The organism is Methanolobus vulcani, assembly GCF_900100715.1.
In the GTDB taxonomy this organism is placed as follows: domain Archaea; phylum Halobacteriota; class Methanosarcinia; order Methanosarcinales; family Methanosarcinaceae; genus Methanolobus; species Methanolobus vulcani.
In genome coordinates this window covers 1-1,274 of record NZ_FNCA01000020.1, presented here as the reverse complement: position 1 = coordinate 1,274, position 1,274 = coordinate 1, and the positions used below count along the sequence as shown (strand labels likewise).

The window sequence follows — 1,274 nt, the reverse complement described above, 5'->3', positions numbered from 1 at the left end:
AAAGTGAGATGGACTCTGGTAAATATGCCTTCAGGTGGATGGCTCGGCTCAAGAGCTGATGAGGGACGTGCCAAGCTGCGATAAGCCCGGGGTAGGTGCATGGAGCCTATGATCTCGGGATCTCCTAATGGGTCTTCCTAACACATTTTGTGTGTTGATCAACAATGATCGGGAACGCCCCGAATTGAAGCATCTTAGTAGGGGCAGGAAAAGAAATCGAAGAGATGCCGTTAGTAATGGCGAATGAACACGGTAAAGTTCAAACTGAATCCCACTGGTAACATGTGGGAGATGTGGTGTTGTAGGTTTTTTCTAAAGGTCCCACCTGGTTGAAGTTTAACTTTTCTGGAACGTTAGACCATAGAGTGTGATAGTCACGTAAGCAACAACCAAAGGATCTGGATTATAACCTGAGTAGCGTGGGTCGGAATTCCCGCGTGAATTTGGGAGGCACCAACTTCCAAAACTAAATACTTCTTGAGACCGATAGCGAACTAGTAGGGTGACCGAAAACTGAAAAGTACCCCAAGAAGGGAGGTTAAAAGTGCCTGAAACCTGGAGGCGATGGAGCGATATGGCGTTAAAGGATCTTTATTGCGAAGGAAACAGTCGCGAGGCTGCAGTACGGGCAATATTGCCAATGTCATATCTTACGTTTTGAAGAACGGGCCAGGGAGTGTATTCAAATGGCGATGGCTAACTTGCAAATAGGAAGCCGAAGCGAAAGCAACATGCTCGCAACCGTAAGGTGAGGAGCGACGTATACAAGTGCGTGGAGTCATTAGGATACGACCCGAAGCCGGGTGATCTAGGCGTGGGCAGGTTGAAGCGTGGCGAAAGCTACGTGGAGGACCGCAAGCGGTATTGATCTGCAAATCATTCGTGTGACCTGCGTCTCGGAGTGAAAGGCTAATCTAACCCGGCATCAGCTGGTTCCTTCCGAAACATGTCGTAGCATGACCTAACTGGAGATAGTCGGTGAAGTAGAGCACTGATTGGTGGTCCCGGGGAAGAAATTCCTCAGCCGCTTGTCAAACTCCAAACTCACCGTCGTCAAAGAAGGTTGGAGTCCGGACTACTGGGGTAAGCTTGTAGTCCGTAAGGGAGACAACCCAGCCCGTGGTTAAGGTCCCAAAGTGTCGACTAAGTGTTAATACTAAAGGGCGTCCTAAGCCCTAGACAGCTGGAAGGTTAGCTTAGAAGCAGCTATCCTTTAAAGAGTGCGTAACAGCCCACCAGTCGAGGTTTGGGGCCCCGAAAATGGACGGGGCTCA

Annotated in this window: 1 rRNA gene; it reads left to right on the top strand. The window is 49.5% G+C overall.

The annotated features are described in order from the left end of the window. Window positions 1-10: 10 nt before the first annotated feature. Window positions 11-1,274, top strand: a 23S ribosomal RNA gene (locus tag BLP52_RS14235); the annotation flags it as partial.